The 16,739-nt window shown below is 46.1% G+C and carries 15 protein-coding genes; 7 read left to right on the forward strand and 8 right to left on the reverse strand.

What is annotated here, in order from left to right; all coding sequences use genetic code 11:
• Positions 1–169: 169 nt before the first annotated feature.
• Complete coding sequence (locus QTO06_RS23945; RefSeq protein ID WP_041058936.1) at positions 170–1,384, reverse strand: diguanylate cyclase; 1,215 nt, start codon at positions 1,382–1,384, stop codon at positions 170–172.
• 172 nt (positions 1,385–1,556) lie between these two features.
• Here QTO06_RS23945 and dinB point away from each other — a divergent pair, with 172 nt between their 5' ends.
• A complete protein-coding gene (gene dinB, locus QTO06_RS23950) occupies positions 1,557–2,621 on the forward strand; it encodes a DNA polymerase IV (RefSeq protein ID WP_005436657.1) in 1,065 nt (354 codons plus the stop codon).
• Here the strand turns inward: dinB and QTO06_RS23955 are convergent.
• Positions 2,618–4,543, reverse strand: coding sequence for a RecQ family ATP-dependent DNA helicase (locus QTO06_RS23955; protein WP_331410120.1), 1,926 nt, complete (start codon positions 4,541–4,543; stop codon positions 2,618–2,620). The genes dinB and QTO06_RS23955 overlap by 4 nt on opposite strands.
• Before the next feature lie 76 nt (positions 4,544–4,619).
• Here QTO06_RS23955 and QTO06_RS23960 point away from each other — a divergent pair, with 76 nt between their 5' ends.
• A complete protein-coding gene (locus QTO06_RS23960; RefSeq protein WP_270050065.1) occupies positions 4,620–5,099 on the forward strand; it encodes a GreA/GreB family elongation factor in 480 nt (159 codons plus the stop codon).
• Between the two features lie 59 nt (positions 5,100–5,158).
• Positions 5,159–5,902, forward strand: coding sequence for a YggN family protein (locus QTO06_RS23965; RefSeq protein ID WP_038864657.1), 744 nt, complete (start codon positions 5,159–5,161; stop codon positions 5,900–5,902).
• 77 nt (positions 5,903–5,979) lie between these two features.
• Here QTO06_RS23965 and QTO06_RS23970 read toward each other — a convergent pair whose 3' ends face one another.
• Entirely contained in the window at positions 5,980–8,520 is a 2,541-nt protein-coding gene (locus QTO06_RS23970; RefSeq protein WP_331410122.1) for an Ig-like domain-containing protein, read from the reverse strand.
• Between the two features lie 370 nt (positions 8,521–8,890).
• Here QTO06_RS23970 and QTO06_RS23975 point away from each other — a divergent pair, with 370 nt between their 5' ends.
• Positions 8,891–10,255, forward strand: coding sequence for a sodium-dependent transporter (locus QTO06_RS23975; RefSeq protein ID WP_005436738.1), 1,365 nt, complete (start codon positions 8,891–8,893; stop codon positions 10,253–10,255).
• A 93-nt stretch (positions 10,256–10,348) separates the two neighbouring features.
• Here QTO06_RS23975 and QTO06_RS23980 read toward each other — a convergent pair whose 3' ends face one another.
• The 5 genes from QTO06_RS23980 to tsaA form a co-directional block, all read right to left on the reverse strand.
• Complete coding sequence (locus QTO06_RS23980; RefSeq protein ID WP_331410123.1) at positions 10,349–10,540, reverse strand: DUF4250 domain-containing protein; 192 nt, start codon at positions 10,538–10,540, stop codon at positions 10,349–10,351.
• Positions 10,540–10,746, reverse strand: a complete 207-nt coding sequence (locus QTO06_RS23985; protein WP_005529380.1) for a YaeP family protein — start codon at positions 10,744–10,746, stop codon at positions 10,540–10,542. Before QTO06_RS23985 ends, QTO06_RS23980 begins: the two co-directional genes overlap by 1 nt.
• A 113-nt stretch (positions 10,747–10,859) precedes the next feature.
• Entirely contained in the window at positions 10,860–11,528 is a 669-nt protein-coding gene (locus QTO06_RS23990) for a tellurite resistance TerB family protein (protein ID WP_331410124.1), read from the reverse strand.
• A gap of 173 nt (positions 11,529–11,701) precedes the next feature.
• The gene (locus QTO06_RS23995) at positions 11,702–13,417 is read right to left on the reverse strand and encodes a proline--tRNA ligase (protein WP_331410125.1); all 1,716 of its coding nucleotides are present in this window, start codon (positions 13,415–13,417) and stop codon (positions 11,702–11,704) included.
• Positions 13,418–13,528: 111 nt separating this feature from the next.
• Entirely contained in the window at positions 13,529–14,224 is a 696-nt protein-coding gene (gene tsaA / locus QTO06_RS24000) for a tRNA (N6-threonylcarbamoyladenosine(37)-N6)-methyltransferase TrmO (RefSeq protein WP_331410127.1), read from the reverse strand.
• A 122-nt stretch (positions 14,225–14,346) separates the two neighbouring features.
• On the opposite strand from tsaA, the gene QTO06_RS24005 reads away from it, so the two are divergent.
• From QTO06_RS24005 to QTO06_RS24015, 3 genes are all read left to right on the forward strand, one after another.
• Positions 14,347–14,607, forward strand: coding sequence for a type B 50S ribosomal protein L31 (locus QTO06_RS24005; RefSeq protein WP_331410128.1), 261 nt, complete (start codon positions 14,347–14,349; stop codon positions 14,605–14,607).
• Positions 14,608–14,610: 3 nt separating this feature from the next.
• Positions 14,611–14,736 (forward strand): type B 50S ribosomal protein L36, encoded by a 126-nt coding sequence (gene ykgO, locus QTO06_RS24010; protein WP_009847431.1) that lies wholly within the window; start codon positions 14,611–14,613, stop codon positions 14,734–14,736.
• 228 nt (positions 14,737–14,964) lie between these two features.
• Entirely contained in the window at positions 14,965–16,551 is a 1,587-nt protein-coding gene (locus QTO06_RS24015; RefSeq protein ID WP_009707431.1) for an AbgT family transporter, read from the forward strand.
• The last annotated feature ends 188 nt before the right edge of the window (positions 16,552–16,739 follow it).

Here is a 16,739-nt window from a genome sequence, read left to right on the forward strand (position 1 = left end):
ACCAAGAGGACGGGTAGAGCTTCAATAAAGGTGCTTTGGGAAGGATGGTTTAAACTGCAAACCATCCTTGAAGGCTACGAACTCGCAATGTCTTTTGATCACTAGACTTGTGATCAAGAGACAGGCCTTGTCGCTGGGTTTTGTTTTTTTGTAATCGAGAAACAGGGCGCTATTGGTAGACAGTCTGGTTGCGACCACTTTCTTTCGCTTGATATAAACGGTCATCGGCCACTTTTATCTGTTGGTCTAGATTACCCTGTATATTTGACACGCCAACACTGATGGTCACTTGAATGTCTTCTTCCTGATACGGAATAGGGGTTTTCTCTACTCTTTGGCGCATTTGCTCTAAACGAGTGACGAAATCATCATAGCTTCCACAAGCTTGAATGCAGAATTCTTCCCCACCAAAGCGAGCGATGACGTCTTCAGGGAAGTAAATCTTTAGGATATTCGCTACCATCACCAGTGCAGCATCACCGCCATCATGCCCGTAGTTATCGTTGACCTTCTTGAAAAAGTCGATGTCCAGCATAGCGATATTACGCTTCTCGCAGCCACCACAAGCTTGTCCAAACAAAAAGCGGCGGTTCCATAAACCAGTTAGAGCATCTTGGTTTGCCATTCTAAATAGCTCAGTGGTTGCTTCTTTCATGTCTAAGATTTGATGAACGCGGCAAAAGAATTCTTCTTGATTGAAAGGCTTATATAGAAAGTCATTCGCACCCGCCTTAAGAAAACGTGCGGTCATGGTGTGATCGTCGCTTCCTGAGATGCCTAATATAGCAAGTTGGTTCTTATCCAATTTCTGGCGCAACTCGCGAATCATGGTAATACCATCTTTTACTGGCATATCGTGGTCAGTCAGCACTAGGGTGATATCTGGGTTTTGCTCGATCAACTCGATGGCTTGTTGACCATTTTCAGCTTGCAACGTTTGGATGTACTGGTGTTCTAACAATTGCACAACGTGGCGACGAACCGTCATCGAATCGTCAACGACTAAGCACTTGTGTCGCTGATTATTGGTCAATCGTTTGATCAGTGGAAGGAGGTACGAGACGGAAGCCATACTGTCTTTTAGAATGTAGTCCAACACGCCCTTCGCCAGCATTTTTTCACGAACATCATCTTGAAACATTGCCGTAAGTACGATGACTTTTTGTTGATGAGCTAAAGAGAGATCGATGATTTCGCCTTCTTGGGCGTCAGGTAAGCAGTAATCTAATACCGCACACAACAGCTCTGGTTTAGTCGCTAAAATGGATTGAGCGTCCGCATAGCTCTCTGCAGCAAGTACCTCATAACCAGCCTGAGTTAAGATCTGTACGAGATAGTTTCTAAAGGCGCGACTGTCTTCGACGACCAGTATTTTATTACTCAAAGAAGTGTCCTTACTTTTTTAGTGTTATTTGAATCAATAATAACGAAATATGAATACATCGCTATTAAAAACTCCGACAAAAATTTCCAATATTGACTCCAGATAACAGTATTTCCAATACGTATATTTGCAGCTATACTGTGTTTTTGAACAGTGTATTTGTGTGTAGAGCGTGATTGAGCGAGTAAGAAAAATTATTCACGTAGATATGGATTGTTTCTATGCGGCGGTAGAAATGCGAGACAATCCAAATTACCGTGGGATTGCGCTTGCAGTAGGTGGCCATGAGAAGCAGAGAGGTGTCATCAGCACGTGTAATTATGAAGCACGTAAGTTTGGTGTACGCAGTGCAATGCCAACCGCAAGAGCATTACAACTATGTCCGAACCTCCTCGTCGTTCCGGGGCGCATGCACGTGTATAAACAAGTTTCTCAGCAGATTCGCGCCATTTTTGAACGATATACATCGCTGATTGAACCGCTTTCTCTTGATGAGGCTTATCTCGATGTTACCGACTCTACGGTATGTCGTGGTTCCGCGACCTTGATTGCGGAATCGATTCGCAATGATATCCGAAATGAGCTGGGAATTACTGCATCTGCAGGCATTGCTCCGATTAAGTTTCTTGCCAAAGTCGCCTCCGACATGAACAAACCCAATGGCCAGTTTGTGATTCCACCCGATAAAGTCCAAGAGGTGGTCGATAAATTGCCTTTGGAAAAGATTCCAGGTGTTGGCAAAGTGAGTTTAGAGAAACTCCATCAGGCTGGCTTCTATCTATGTGAAGACATAAAAAACAGTGATTACCGTGAACTATTGCGTCAGTTCGGCCGTCAAGGTGCTTCGCTTTGGAAACGCAGTCATGGTATTGATGATCGTGAAGTGGTGGTGGAACGTGAACGTAAATCGGTTGGGGTAGAGCGAACCTTTAGCGAAAACATTTCGACTTACGATGAATGTTGGAAGGTGATTGAAGATAAGTTGTACCCTGAACTGGAGAGACGCTTAGAAAAAGCCAGTCCAGATAAATCGATCATCAAGCAGGGTATCAAGCTTAAGTTTGCCGATTTTCAGCTCACAACGATTGAGCACATTCACCCCCAACTGGAACTGGATGACTTCAAAGTTCTGTTAAGAGACATTCTTAAGCGCCAAAACGGTCGAGAGATACGCTTGTTAGGCTTGAGTGTGATGCTCAAGCCTGAAGAACAAGCACGGCAATTGAGTTTCTTCTAAGCTCGCGCTAACTCAACTTGCTTGAGCACGTGTTCAAAAGAGACATTTGCCATTGAACCATAGCCTCGAAGTTTACTGGCTTTAAGTTGAGTGATAATTGGCGTGCTAATGCCACATAGGAATCGAGCTACGGCAGCATTACTGATCGCCGTTGGTGAAAGCTGAACAAACTCATCAACCCAAGCGGACAAATGTGCCAGTTCAGGTTGTTCTTGCTGTGGTTGAGGGAATGATGCGACTTGTCCACGACATACTGAGCAGTGACCACATTGCGTCGGTGCATTGTGATCAGCAAAGTAATGCGCTAATTGATAGCTCAAGCAGTCCGATGATTGGAACAGATTCAACATCGTATGAATTCGTTCAATGTCTTTTTGTTCTTTAGATTGGAACAGTTCAACCAAATGTTGAGAGGTCGCTTCTTGGTTTTGTGGCGCAGGGAGAACCGAATACACATCCGTTAGCTGTTTACTCTCTAATTCAATCCAACCGTTTTGGTGGAAGTAATCAAGCGCCGCAACCACACGGCTGCGCTCAGATTGATAGTTCATCCACAACGCTTCTAAATCTACTTGGCACCACACTTTCGCTTTGGTCGAGCAAGCAAAAATAGCTTCAATAAACTGGCGTCGCTCACCTTGGAACTGATTGAGGATGAAAGACCGGTCTTGCAGGAACTTGAAGCGATATTCCGCGAAATAACTGTATTTGGCTTCAATCACTTTTGCCAACTCTAGATAAACCAACAAGGTCTTCAGCGGCAGTTGGCGAATGTTGCTGTCGCGAGATAAGCGCAGCGCCATCACTTCCCACTGAGGCGTGTTCTCGCGAATTTGTTCCAGTACATAATTGATTGAGCTTGGCTCAGGCGTGTCGCCGTAAACAAAGTTCTCTAATACCGTTAAGCCAGAGGTATTACCAAGAAGAATACATTCCGAACGTTGCCCGTCACGTCCCGCTCGGCCAATTTCTTGTGCGTAGTTTTCGATAGATTTCGGTAAATCGAAGTGAATCACACGGCGAATATCGGATTTATCTACACCCATACCAAAGGCGATTGTGGCGACAATGCAGTCGATTTGCGAGTCCATGAATTGCTGTTGGATTTTCTCACGAATGTCACTCTTCATTCCCGCGTGATAAGCGTGAGCATTGATATCTAAACGAATCAGTGAGTTAGCAACTTGCTCTGCAGTTTGCTGTTGAGTCACGTACACGATGCTTGGCAGTTTCGGTGCAGCAGCAATAATGTCACTCAATTGAGTTAGCTTGTTTTCTTCTTCACATGGAAGTACCGAAATATCAAGATTAGAGCGATAGAAACCGGTAACAGTAATGTTCTCGCCAGCGATATCAAACTTACTTTGCATGTCCTCGATAACTGCTGGCGTAGCGGTTGCAGTCAGCAAAAGTGTTTGAGGGATATTCAGTTCGCGCTGGTATTGCGGCAGTTTAAGGTAGTCTGGACGGAAGTTATGACCCCACTCCGAGATACAGTGCGCTTCATCAACCACCATGAGAGAAAGTGGGATTTGACGAATGAACTCGCGAAAACGTTCGTTCTTGAGTCGCTCTACCGAGATCATCAAAATCTTGATATGCCCATTCTTCACGTCAGCCATCACCTGCTGGGTTTCTTCACGGCTTTGGCTACTGTCGATAGATGCCGCAGCAATGCCTCTGCTTTGTAAGAAACTAAGTTGGTCTTTCATCAATGCAAGAAGCGGTGAGATCACCAACGTCAGGTGTGGTAGCTGAGTAGCAGGAAGCTGGTAACAAAGCGATTTCCCTGAGCCAGTTGGGAAGATGGCAGCGGCTGAGTGTCCGTTCATTACAGCTTCAATCACCGGTTGTTGGCCGGGTCTTAATGAGTCAAACCCGAATACGGATTGAAGCGTTTGCTGAAGCGAGTCACTTTGCATAATAGGGAAACCTTGGTTTGATGATAAACTGGGTTACATTAACACACCCTGAGTGCCAAACGCGCGCCCTAAAAGTATGAACAAAGTCGATTTAGTCCAAATAATCATTCAACAACTCGAAGATAAACTGCAAGTTGCTCATGCCTCGACTCAGAGAGCGATTGACGCCGCAACGGATGAAGAAACCGTGCCCGAGCATAAGTACGATACGCTAGCTTTAGAGGCTTCTTACCTCGCACATGGGCAAGCGATGCGCGTGCAAGAGAGTGAAGAAGAGCTTCGCCAGTACCGCACTCTTGTGTTGCGTGATTTTGTCGATGCTCGTATCGCGGTTGGTGCTTATGTGGAATTAGTGGACGAGAACGATGTTGAAAGAGCTTTCTTTATCGGCCCTTGCTCTGGCGGCTTGACTGTCGAGTGGCACGGCAAAGAGGTGTTTGTTCTTACGCCGAAATCACCCCTTGGTCGTGCTTTGATGGGGAAAGAAGAAGGGGAAGAAGTGGAGATGAAAATTGGCGATAAAACAACTTGTTATGAAGTCGTGACGATTTGCTGACATCCCACCCATAGGTGGCTGTTATAGTTAAACAGAATAACCATGAAAAAGAGAAAGTAATGAAGAAACTGCTCACGCTCTCCTTGTTGACTATCAGTGCCAGTGGCTACGCAGCTCAGTGTCGCGTTGATATTAACAACGAAGTTCGTATGGATGGTCAGAACTTAGAAATCGTACATGCCAATGGTGAAAAAGCGGTCGTCGATGAAGACAATAACTTGTTCATCAAAGGTGAAATGATCGAGCTAGACGATGATCAAAAAGCGGCAATTGAAAGTTACCGCGAGAAGATGAATGCTTATATTCCGCAAGCGAAACAGCTGGCGAGTGATGGCTTAGCGCTAGCAAATGACATCATCGATGATATCGCAGTAAGCCTTGATGCGCCTGACTCGTTTGATAACGTTAAGGTTGCGGTAAAGGATTTCTTTGCCGATGTAGAAGCCCGTTACTACAAAGATGGTGATTTTATTCTACCTGCTGACAGTTTTGATTCGATGACAGAATCATGGTCACAAGACTTCGAAAAGGCACAAGAAATCTTTAACAAAGAATTCCTAACCAGCGCTTTTGACGCTTTGTCTGCCAAGATGAAAGAAGATGGTGGTTTGAACTTAACTGCGTTGTCTGAAAGCATGACGGAGCTGCAAGCCAAGGTACAAGAACGCTTAGCTGAGCATTCGAAAGACGTCGAAAAACAAGCGGAAGATTTGTGTGAATCACTGGATGATATGGCAGGTGAAGAACAAGATCTGCTGAAGAAGATCCCTGCATTAAAAGATTACCAAGTCTTCACGATCTAATTCGCGAAACACAAATAACAAAGAGCGCCTGTTATCGGCGCTCTTTTTACATGGGTACTATTCAGTATCTATTCGGGTTATTCCGCATTCATCTGAGTTAGCTTATCGCCCACTGGTTTCGAGAAGTTGAAGCCATCGTGCTCATCCCAGTTGATTGACCATGTCATCACACCAGCGTAGTTCGGGTAGTTAAACGCTGGTTTCACTGTGCCACATGAAGTGCCTTTAGTCAGACAGTCTAGCGCGTCTAGAATGTTCTGTGTTGGCGCCTGACCTGAGTTAGCTGAGCTTGGACCTGATGGCAAGCCAATCGCCACTTGGTCATCACGCAGTGGTTCAAACATGGTACCGTCGGCCAATTCAAAACCTTCAATCAGCATCTTAGATTGTGCCACCATCATATCCACAGAACCTTCTGGTGCGGAGCCAGGCATGTATGGGTTTGGCAGGCCGCCGTTGTTGTATAGTTGAACATGTAGTAGGTCGAGTGTGCTGCGTGTTTCGTTAATAACAGGAATGTACGCGCCCCAAATACCGCTATAAGCAATGTAGCCACCTTGTACGTAAGGGTGCTCAGGTGCCATGGTTAGGTACATATCGCCGCCCATGCTCTGCTCGATTTGCAGCAACGCACCACCTAAACGAGCTTGGATTTGCGAACCATGCAGCAGGTTAGAGCCACTTTCTAGATCCACATCCAAACCATCGAAGCCCCATTCGGCAATCAATGCGGTCAAGCTCGATACGAAGTTTGCTTCATCTTGGTCTGTGTTGAGTGTAATCGTACCTTCAGCACCACCAAGAGACAGAACGAACTTCTTACCTTTAGCTTGCAGTGCGGCCATGTCTTGTTTGAATTGAGTTGGGTCTAGCGCAGGACAATCACTGTAGATGTCACCAGAATACAGGTTGAAGTGCACTGTACCATCGCTGTTACGGTCGTTTTCTGCAAAGGCAATATCAATCACATCCCATGCATCAGACATATCCGCTAGGCGAATAGGACAGCCCGCACCGTTCACGAAGTTGTGCCAGTAGCCAATCAGCTTATGACGTTTCTCAGTTTGTTCAACAACGGTAATCGATGTCGCATCAGAAAGCGCTGTTGTACCTGCAAGGTCGGTAGCTTGAGCGCTTACCGTAAAGCTACCAATCGCGGCAGGTGTCCAGTTCGCCGAGTAAGGTGCCGTCGTGTCTGTTGCGACAATCGCACCGTTCACCATAAAGTCGACGTGTTTCACGCCAGAGGTTAGTGAGGTTGCATCCGCGCTTAGAACGAGATTTTTACCTAAACCGACGGTTTGACCTGCACTCGGTGACGTCAATGAAATCACCAAATCTTGGTCACTGACCGTTACGTTAACGACAGACTCGGACGTATTGTTATCGTTGTCTGTGGCAACGGCTTTTAGTTGATTCGCGCCAACTAGCGTTGCATTCCATAGAACGGAATATGGTGCTTGAGCAACCACACCTAAACTGGTGTCATTGGCGAAGAACTCCACTTGAGTCACGCTACCGTCTGCATCGCTGGCATCCGCCGAGACTTCAACGCTGTCACCTGCGAGCAAGACTTGTCCTTCGCTTGGGGCGGTGATCGCGACTTGAGGCGGTGTCGAACAGGCACCTAGCCCAGTCCACGCATCCTGCCAGTACAAACCTTCACCCGGCTCATAAGCCCAGGCTGCATCAGAAGAACACCAACCTGCAACATCACAGCGGTATTTCTGGTTGAGGTTAGAAACGAGTGCGCCTGCTTCATAGCGGTTACCAGCTACATAAGGCACAGCATCTGCACAGCCACCAGAGTTGGAATCGCTGACGACGAGCGAGACTTCTTGGCTCATGGTTGACAGGTTTGAATCATCGGTTGCTTGCGCTTTGAAGGTATGAGTACCGACTGCCGCCGTCCAGACGTATTCATATGGAGCCGCAGTATCGACGGCAACCGATTGGTTGTTTACGAAGAACTCAACTTGGGTGACTAAACCATCGCTGTCTGCTGCATCGGCCGTTACCGAAATAGTGTCACCCACACTTGGTGTTTCTGTGCCTGTTGGGCTCGTTAGAGAAACGGTTGGAGGTGGTAGTTCGGTTTGCGGTTGAACGAAGATAGAGACATTGGTTGTGGTTACCGCACCTTCGTTGTCGGTGGCGATTGCCGTTAACTGAGAGGCGCCCTCTACTGCTGTCCAGTCAGCTTGGAAAGGGGATTGGGTAACAACAGCAACGGTCTGGTTACCAGCAAGAAATTCAACTTGAGCCACTTGGCCGTCTTCGTCAGCGGCGTTTGCTAACAAAGTGATTACGCTGCCTTCAGGGATCTGTGCGTTATCTGCAGGAGAGGAGAAAGACACCGTTGGAGGGAGGTTTGTACCGTCACCATCACATTGTCCAAGGCCTTTCCACGCCTGCCATGGGCCTGAGTTGTTTACCGGATCATTACCCTGAGTCCAGTAAGCAGCCTCATACGCAGCGCCTTTGGTTTGCACTTGATCGCCAGAGTTATAGACGGTTGTGCTATCCCACGTTGATAAGTTTTGGCAGTTGTAGGCTTGAGCTTGATAGCTGACACTAAGCGCGGCTATCACTGCACCATGCAGTAGAGTGAACTTCATTTTTCTCTCCTTGAGTTACTCGATGTTCGTAAGAACATGAACAGATATAGTTAGATAACTAGTTGATAAATAGACCTCAGGAGAGAAATTCGAAGCGTTATGTTTCACTTTTCAACACGAAATCACGTTGAACTATTCGTACTTTACAACTCGGCTCATTATTTTTCGGCTCACTTCACGCTGATTTATAAATTCATCAAAAAGACAGAAAACGATACTTGGCGAATATGAGATGTACGTGGAAATTTACAAACTGAATGTCTGCTAATTGATCTGATTGTCGAGTAATTAACCTAATGACTCTTGTTGAGTAGAAGATATTGCTATAGTGTACTAGTTAGCTAGTTCATTGATATTTTGTGTGAGTGGTATGACACAACAAACTTCTTCTCAGCCTCGTGAGCATTTTGGCTCACGCCTTGGATTCATCTTAGCGGCAGCAGGTGCTGCAGTGGGTCTAGGTAACATTTGGGGCTTTCCTACCCAAGCAGCAAGCAACGGCGGCGGCGCCTTCTTGTTGGTGTACTTGGTGATGATTCTTATCGTTGCATTTCCAATGCTGGTGGTTGAAATGGCGATCGGTCGTCATGGTCAAGCAAACCCAGTAGACAGCATGCGTTCTCTAACAGACAACCCTGTGGGCAAGAAGCTTGGCGGCCTAGTTGGTTGGATTGGTCTGAGTGTGCCAAGTGCGGTTTTAGCGTTTTACTCGATTGTAGGCGGCTGGTTGATCTGCTTTATGTTGGGCGCAGTGACTGACATCATGGGCATGGAAGCGGCGACACAATGGTTGAAAGGCTTCAGTGTTGAGCGCAACTTGTTTGGTACGATTACATTTTATGTATTAACCATTTTGATCGTACAAGGCGGCGTGAAACAGGGCATTGAAAAGTGGTCTACACGTCTAATGCCCGCACTGTTTGTTCTGTTCGGTTTGCTGTTCATTTACATCATGACGCAAAACGGTGCGATGGAAGGTTTGAAGCACTACCTAGTGCCTGATTTCGAGAAAGTATGGGATCGCAAACTTATCCTTGCCGCAATGGGCCAAGGCTTCTTCTCTCTGACCATCGGTGGCTGTTCGATGCTTATCTATGGCTCTTACCTAAGTAAGAAAGAGAACTTGCCGAAGATGGCGATGAACGTGACTATGGTCGATACCGCCGTTGCCTTTATTGCTGGTCTAGTGGTGATGCCTGCAATGTTCGTTGCGATGCAAAAAGGCGTTCAAATCTATGCAGAAGATGGTTCGCTTTTAAGTTCAGATACACTGGTATTTACAGTTCTACCGCTGATGTTTGATAGCTTAGGTTTGCTTGGTCAACTGTTCTCAATCGTGTTCTTCTTACTACTGACGATTGCAGCACTGACGTCATCTATCTCGATGCTTGAATGTCCGGTTGCACTAGTGGGTGAGCGATTCAATACTAAACGCAGCACGACAAGCTGGGTGTTGGGTGGCCTGATTGCTCTGTTCAGTGTGGTTATCGTATTTAACTTCGGCGCACTGTTTGGCATGGTTGCGACTATCGCAACGCAATATCTACAACCTATGGCGGCGCTATTGTTCTGTCTATTTGGTGGTTGGGTATGGAATCGTCACTCAAAAATCAAAGAGCTTGAGCAAGGTTGTCCTGAGTTCACTCAAGGTTGGTTTGGTAAGCTGTGGCCGGCATACGTGAAGTTTGTTTGTCCGATTCTGGTAGCGACCGTTATTTGGGCTTCGTTCGGCTAATCGACTTACGCAAAGCACAAAAGAAAAGGGCTTGATGAATGCATCAAGCCCTTTTTTCTATTCGTTGTTTACGTTGTCCGTCGCGATGAACGGTTAACGGAACTGACCTGCGTCAGGCAGAAAGTCAAAACCTGCTGTTGCCAGTTTTGCTTCAAGTGCTGCGCGGTCGATATCAAAGAATGCAACCAGCTTATCCAGATCACCACCGAAGTCGTCACGTAGCTTCATGTTGACGATGCTCATCAGCATGATTGGATCCATGGATTCGAAGTTCACTAAATTCATTACTTATCCTCAAAATCAGAGATCAGTAGGTTTGCCGCAGCAAACGCCGCTTTTTCACGAACGTCTTTTGGTAGAGACTCGTCTGCAGCAACGTCATTCAGTGCTCTTACTGCGCATGAGATTGCTTGAGGCACGTATGCTTGATCGCCACTACCGATTTGAGCGTAAAGCTCACGAACTAATTCACAACAGCCGTATACTTGCATGGCTAAATCCTTAATAAATGATAACTGCTCTCAAATATACACATAGCCGTTTTGAAACTCAAAGCAGAGAATTGTTTTGGCTCAAGTTAACAAGCAACTTGAGCAAACATTCATCACTGCAACTGTGCTTCCAATTGATGCGTCACTTCTGGAGCAAGGTTGAGTTGCTTAGCAAGTTCCTGCAAATACGCTTTTTCCATAAAGTTTTGCTCATCGGCCACAATCAGTGATGCCAGATATATTTCTGAAGCCTGTTGTGGAGAGGTCGCCAAGCGCGCAATTTCTGCTGGATCGAGAGGCTTATGTAGCTCTTGATGAACCAACTGCCTTACATGATCATCTGCGCCCATTTCTGTCAGTGCTTGTTCGATGCGAGCCATTTCTTCTTCATCGACATGGCCATCGGCTTTCGCTGCACCAATCATGGCTTTAAGGATCAGTTTTGCATGTTTGTTGTCATCAGGATCGAAGGTTTCGTTGACGCCTTGTATATCCTGTTTCGATTGCCAATCGTTATAGACTTTGTAAGCCAAAGCACCTAGTGCCGCTGCGCCACCGACTTTGAGTGCGCCCGTACCGACTTTCTTGGCCATCTTTTTGCTCTTCTTAGAGCCCATTAACATGCCGATAAGGCCGCCACCAATCGCGCCTGCGCCAAGCGTTTTTAGCTGGCTAGAACTTGATGATGATTTGATATTGCTCGTTTGCTTACTGAGCGCATCGCTACCTTGTTTAAGTAGGTCTGATTTGAGTGCTTGGTTAAGAAGACTTTTTAGATCCATGAGTAACCTCCTTACTAGATTGAATCCAGTGTAAGGTGATAAATCTGAACCAAAGATTAACAACGCAAATATTAGAAAGGGTCTACACACTTAGAAAAGCAGACGTAAAAAAGGGCTGACCGAAGCCAACCCTTTTCATCGCTATATATTCAGCACAGTGTGCTTAGTGCAGCTTATTGTAGTTGACCTTTAACGTGCTCAACGATGTCTGCCATTGCAACGGCTGTCTTCTCACCAGAGCGACGGTTCTTGTACTCGAAGTTGCCTTCTTTCATTGAACGATCACCGATCACGATAGTGTGAGGAATACCGATAAGTTCCATATCAGAGAACATTACGCCTGGGCGCTCTTTACGGTCATCGAATAGTACTTCGATACCCATAGCCGTCAGTTCAGCGTACAGCTTCTCAGCTGCTTCTTTCACTTCTTCAGACTTGTGCATGTTCATAGGAACGATAGCTACTTGGAAAGGCGCTAGTGCGTCTGGCCAAATGATGCCGTATTTGTCGTGGTTTTGCTCGATTGCAGAAGCAACAACACGTGAAACACCGATACCGTAACAACCCATCTCTAGGATTACGTTCTTACCGTCAGGACCAAGAACACCACAGTTCATTGCTTCTGAGTAAACGTTACCTAGTTGGAAGATGTGACCAACTTCGATACCACGTTTAAGCATAAGCGTACCTTGACCACATGGGCTTGGATCGCCTTCTACTACGTTACGTAGATCTTCAACTTGGCCTAGTTCAACGTCACGACCCCAGTTGATACCGAAGTAGTGTTTACCGTCGATGTTTGCGCCTGCGCCGAAGTCACTCATTACAGCAACAGAGCGGTCAACGATGAATGGCAGTTCAAGGCCTACAGGGCCAAGAGAACCAGCGCCAGCACCGATAAGTGCACGCATTTCCTCTTCAGATGCCATCTCTAGTGGAGAAGCAACTTGAGGTAGGTTTTCTGCTTTCACTTCGTTTAGCTCGTGGTCACCACGAACGATAAGAGCGATGATGTCAGCATCAACTTCGTCAGACGCTTTCACGAATAGAGTTTTAACCGTCTTCTCGATTGGTAGACCGTGCTGCTCTACAAGCTCCGCGATTGTTTTCGCGTTTGGTGTATCAACCAGTGTCATCTCTTGAGTTGGCTCTGCGCGATCACCCGCAGGCGCTGCTGCTTCTGCTTTTTCAATGTTCGCTGCGTAATCAGACTCAGTAGAGAATGCGATTAGGTCTTCGCCGCTTTCAGCAAGTACGTGGAACTCTTGAGAGCCGCTACCACCGATAGCGCCAGAGTCAGCAAGTACTGGACGGTACTCAAGACCCATGCGATCGAATGCTTTACAGTAAGCATCGTGCATCGCTTGGTAAGATTTCTCTAGACCTTCTTTGTCGATGTCGAAGCTGTATGCATCCATCATACAGAACTCACGTGCACGCATTACGCCAAAACGTGGGCGACGCTCATCACGGAATTTAGTCTGGATTTGGTACAGGTTTAGCGGAAGCTGTTTGTAAGAGCTCACTTCGTTACGCACAAGGCTAGTGATCACTTCTTCAGCTGTAGGGCTAAGAACAAACGGACGAGTATGACGGTCAGTAAAGCGAAGTAGCTCAGGACCCATCTTCTCAGAACGACCTGTCTCTTCCCATAGTTCAAACGGCTGAACAACGGGCATCAAAGTTTCGACTGCACCTGCATTGTCGATTTCTTGACGAACGATGTTTTCGACTTTACGCAGCACACGTAGACCAGTAGGCAGCCAGGTGTAAAGACCTGAAGCCAGCTTACGGATCATACCCGCGCGTAGCATGAGCTGGTGGCTCACTACTTCTGCGTCGTTTGGAGTCTCCTTCAGAGTAGAAAGAAGATAATTACTGGTACGCATTAAATTTATCCGTTTATTAAAGTTAGATACTCAAGCCAGAATGGACAGGAGTATGAAGGTCCCACAAGGGGAAAATTGTTAGCCGCTTATAATATCAGCCAAATGCCTTTGTCAAAAGCTTTCAATCGCAGTAACTGTTATTAAGTTATCGCTAACCATGAACTTAACGTTCAGATCGAACAAATTTACCGCATATTCCTTATTGTCTGGCTTGTTTTTCTTGTAAGCCGGACGAGGATCTTGCGCCAGAACTTGTTCGATTACCGCTTTGACATACTCAGTATCGCTACGCTTTTTGAGTGTGGCCAGTGCAATATCAGAGAAGTCTACCTGTGAAGTTTCAGGCTCGTCTTCGGCATAACCACCTTGCGCTTCTACAATTGAATCTGAGTAGGGGATGTATGGTTTGATATCTACAATTGGCGTGCCATCGACCAAGTCTACGTTACCAAGATCCAAATAGATCTGATCGCCTTTCTTGCTGATACCTTTGACCTCTACTGCGGACATGCCGATACCGTTGGGTCTGAAGGTAGAACGTGAAGCAAATACGCCAATACGTTCGTTGCCGCCCAGGCGGGGTGGGCGCACAGTTGGCTTCCATCCCGCTTCTAAGTTCTGATCAAACAAAAACAGCAACCAAACATGAGAAAACTGCTCCAATCCGCGCACGGCTTCAGGGCTATTTGCTGAGCCCTGAAGTTTAACGCGAGATCGCGCTGCGGGTACTAAACGTGGCTGGCGAGGAACAGCGAACTTCTCTTTATACGGGCTTTCAATAATGCCAATTGGCTCTATGGAATACATGGTTTGTGTCTTGATGAAAGGTTTGAGAAGAAAAGTATCACAAATTTCGCTTGCTTTTCTTTTTGAGAATGATTATTAATTAAAATGTTATAACATAACAGTTAATCGAAAGGACAAGTTATATGAAACCAGGTATCCATCCTGAATATCGACCTGTGGTATTTCATGATACTAGCGTAGATGAATATTTTGTTGTGGGTTCAACGTTGCAAACCGACCGAACGATTGAATGGAAAGATGGCAAAACTTATCCATATTTCACTCTCGATGTATCATCCGCATCTCATCCGTTTTACACCGGTAAGCAACGTGTGGTTCAAGCGGAAGGTCGTATTGCGAACTTTAATCGTCGCTTTGGTCAATTTAATAAAGATAAGGACTAAGAGATGAAAGTTGTTAAATCACTAAAGAGCGCAAAAAGCCGACACCCTGATTGCCAAATCGTGAAAAGAAGAGGGCGTTTATACGTCATTTGTAAGTCGAACCCGCGCTTCAAGGCGGTGCAGAAATAACCATAAATATCGTAATAATTTATGGGATGTAGTTACTTATAATGCTGGTTTATGATCTATATGTGGGTGATATAACTATATTTTTATCGATAATAGGTCATAAATCCGTCTTTAAGTTACATTCTGTAACGTTTTGAACTTTCACTTAACCCTTGTGTCGAGTACCCTGCGCAAGCTTTATGACATTTTTGTCACAAATGCGCAGGAATAAATACAAGGAGGGAACAGATGAGTTCATCTGCTTCAATGAAACAAAACTCGCCAAAGAAGCCACTATTCACGCGCTTCTTAGATACAGTTGAATATTTGGGGAACCTTTTACCCCACCCAATCACACTTTTCGCCATTTTCTGTCTTGCAATCCTAGTGATGTCCGGTATCGCGGGCTACTTTGAAGTCGCAGTCATGGATCCTCGCCCAGAAGGCGCACCGGGTCGTGCAGCGGACGGTATGATTCAAGTAATCAGTCTGCTCAATGCTGACGGCTTAGAACTGATTGTTACTAACCTAGTGAAAAACTTTGTTGGCTTCGCACCGTTAGGTACGGTTTTGGTTGCGATGCTTGGTGTTGCCATTGCAGAACATTCTGGACTACTTTCTGCTGCAATGCGTGGCCTAGTAATGGGCGCTTCTCAGCGCATGGTTACCGTTACTGTTGTTTTCGCAGGTATCATTTCAAACACGGCATCTGAGCTTGGCTACGTGGTGTTGATCCCACTAGCTGCAATGCTGTTCCACTCATTAGGTCGTCATCCACTTGCTGGTCTAGCAGCCGCATTTGCTGGTGTATCTGGTGGTTACTCAGCAAACCTACTGATTGGTACGGTTGACCCACTGCTTTCAGGTATCACTGAAACAGCAGCACAGATGATTGACCCAACTTACACGGTAGGCCCAGAAGTAAACTGGTACTTCATGTTTGTTTCTACCTTCTTTATCGCGATTACCGGTGCATTTGTAACGGAGAAAATCGTTGAGCCGAAACTTGGCAAATACAACGATGAAGAAGCAGCGGAAGACCTGTCTCAAGACAAGATGGGTACACTGACTGACGTAGAGAAGAAAGGTCTTAAACTGGCGGGTATCGCTGTTCTAGCAGTATCGGCGCTACTGGCATGGACTATCGTTCCTGCTGACGGTGTTCTGCGTTCTGATGCAGGCACGGTTGCGGGCTCTCCATTCCTGAAGAGTATCGTTGCGTTCATCTTTGTGTTCTTCGCGATTCCTGGTTTTGTGTACGGCCGAGTGGTTGGCACAATGAAAAACGATCGTGACGTGATTGACGCAATGTCGAAGTCAATGTCTTCAATGGGTATGTACATTGTATTGGTATTCTTCGCCGCTCAGTTTGTTGCTTTCTTCAAGTGGACTAACTTTGGTCAAGTATTCGCAGTAGCGGGTGCCGACTTCCTACAAAGCATCGGTCTAACTGGCCCAATGTTGTTCTTCGCATTCATCCTAATGTGTGGCTTCATTAACCTTATGATCGGCTCTGCATCGGCACAGTGGGCTGTAACAGCACCTATCTTCGTTCCTATGCTAATGCTTGTGGGTTACGCGCCAGAAACGATTCAGGCGGCTTACCGTATCGGTGACTCAACGACGAACATCATCACTCCAATGATGAGTTACTTCGGTCTTATCCTTGCAGTAGCAACACGTTACATGAAGAACCTAGGTATCGGTACGTTGATTGCGACCATGCTGCCATACTCAATCTGCTTTATCGTAGGTTGGAGTGTGTTGTTCTACCTATGGGTATTCGTATTTGGTTTACCAGTAGGTCCTGGTGCGGCAACGTACTACACGCCTTAATTGACAACCTCACTCAGCTCAATCAAAGCCTGCGTCTATCGCCTGTCTCTTATACACAAATCCCCAAGCTTGTAGCTTGGGGATTTTTTTTGAACTCTTTAACGTGTGTGCGATCTGATCACTTACTATTCCTCACTGAAACACTAAGATGACATATTCAGACGCTAAACTTTGGGCACAAGAACAAT

The organism is Vibrio sp. M260121 (assembly GCF_036533715.1).
Taxonomy (GTDB): Bacteria; Pseudomonadota; Gammaproteobacteria; order Enterobacterales; family Vibrionaceae; genus Vibrio.

Bases quoted from the DNA above. Each gene is read 5' to 3' on its own strand.
- QTO06_RS23955 (WP_331410120.1), bottom strand. From the start codon at position 4,543: ATGCAAAGTGACTCGCTTCAGCAAACGCTTCAATCCGTATTCGGGTTT.
- QTO06_RS23960 (WP_270050065.1), top strand. From the start codon at position 4,620: ATGAACAAAGTCGATTTAGTCCAAATAATCATTCAACAACTCGAAGAT.
- QTO06_RS23965 (WP_038864657.1), top strand. From the start codon at position 5,159: ATGAAGAAACTGCTCACGCTCTCCTTGTTGACTATCAGTGCCAGTGGC.
- QTO06_RS23970 (WP_331410122.1), bottom strand. From the start codon at position 8,520: ATGAAGTTCACTCTACTGCATGGTGCAGTGATAGCCGCGCTTAGTGTC.
- QTO06_RS23975 (WP_005436738.1), top strand. From the start codon at position 8,891: ATGACACAACAAACTTCTTCTCAGCCTCGTGAGCATTTTGGCTCACGC.
- QTO06_RS23980 (WP_331410123.1), bottom strand. From the start codon at position 10,540: ATGAATTTAGTGAACTTCGAATCCATGGATCCAATCATGCTGATGAGC.
- QTO06_RS23985 (WP_005529380.1), bottom strand. From the start codon at position 10,746: ATGCAAGTATACGGCTGTTGTGAATTAGTTCGTGAGCTTTACGCTCAA.
- QTO06_RS23990 (WP_331410124.1), bottom strand. From the start codon at position 11,528: ATGGATCTAAAAAGTCTTCTTAACCAAGCACTCAAATCAGACCTACTT.
- QTO06_RS23995 (WP_331410125.1), bottom strand. From the start codon at position 13,417: ATGCGTACCAGTAATTATCTTCTTTCTACTCTGAAGGAGACTCCAAAC.
- tsaA (WP_331410127.1), bottom strand. From the start codon at position 14,224: ATGTATTCCATAGAGCCAATTGGCATTATTGAAAGCCCGTATAAAGAG.
- QTO06_RS24005 (WP_331410128.1), top strand. From the start codon at position 14,347: ATGAAACCAGGTATCCATCCTGAATATCGACCTGTGGTATTTCATGAT.
- ykgO (WP_009847431.1), top strand. From the start codon at position 14,611: ATGAAAGTTGTTAAATCACTAAAGAGCGCAAAAAGCCGACACCCTGAT.
- QTO06_RS24015 (WP_009707431.1), top strand. From the start codon at position 14,965: ATGAGTTCATCTGCTTCAATGAAACAAAACTCGCCAAAGAAGCCACTA.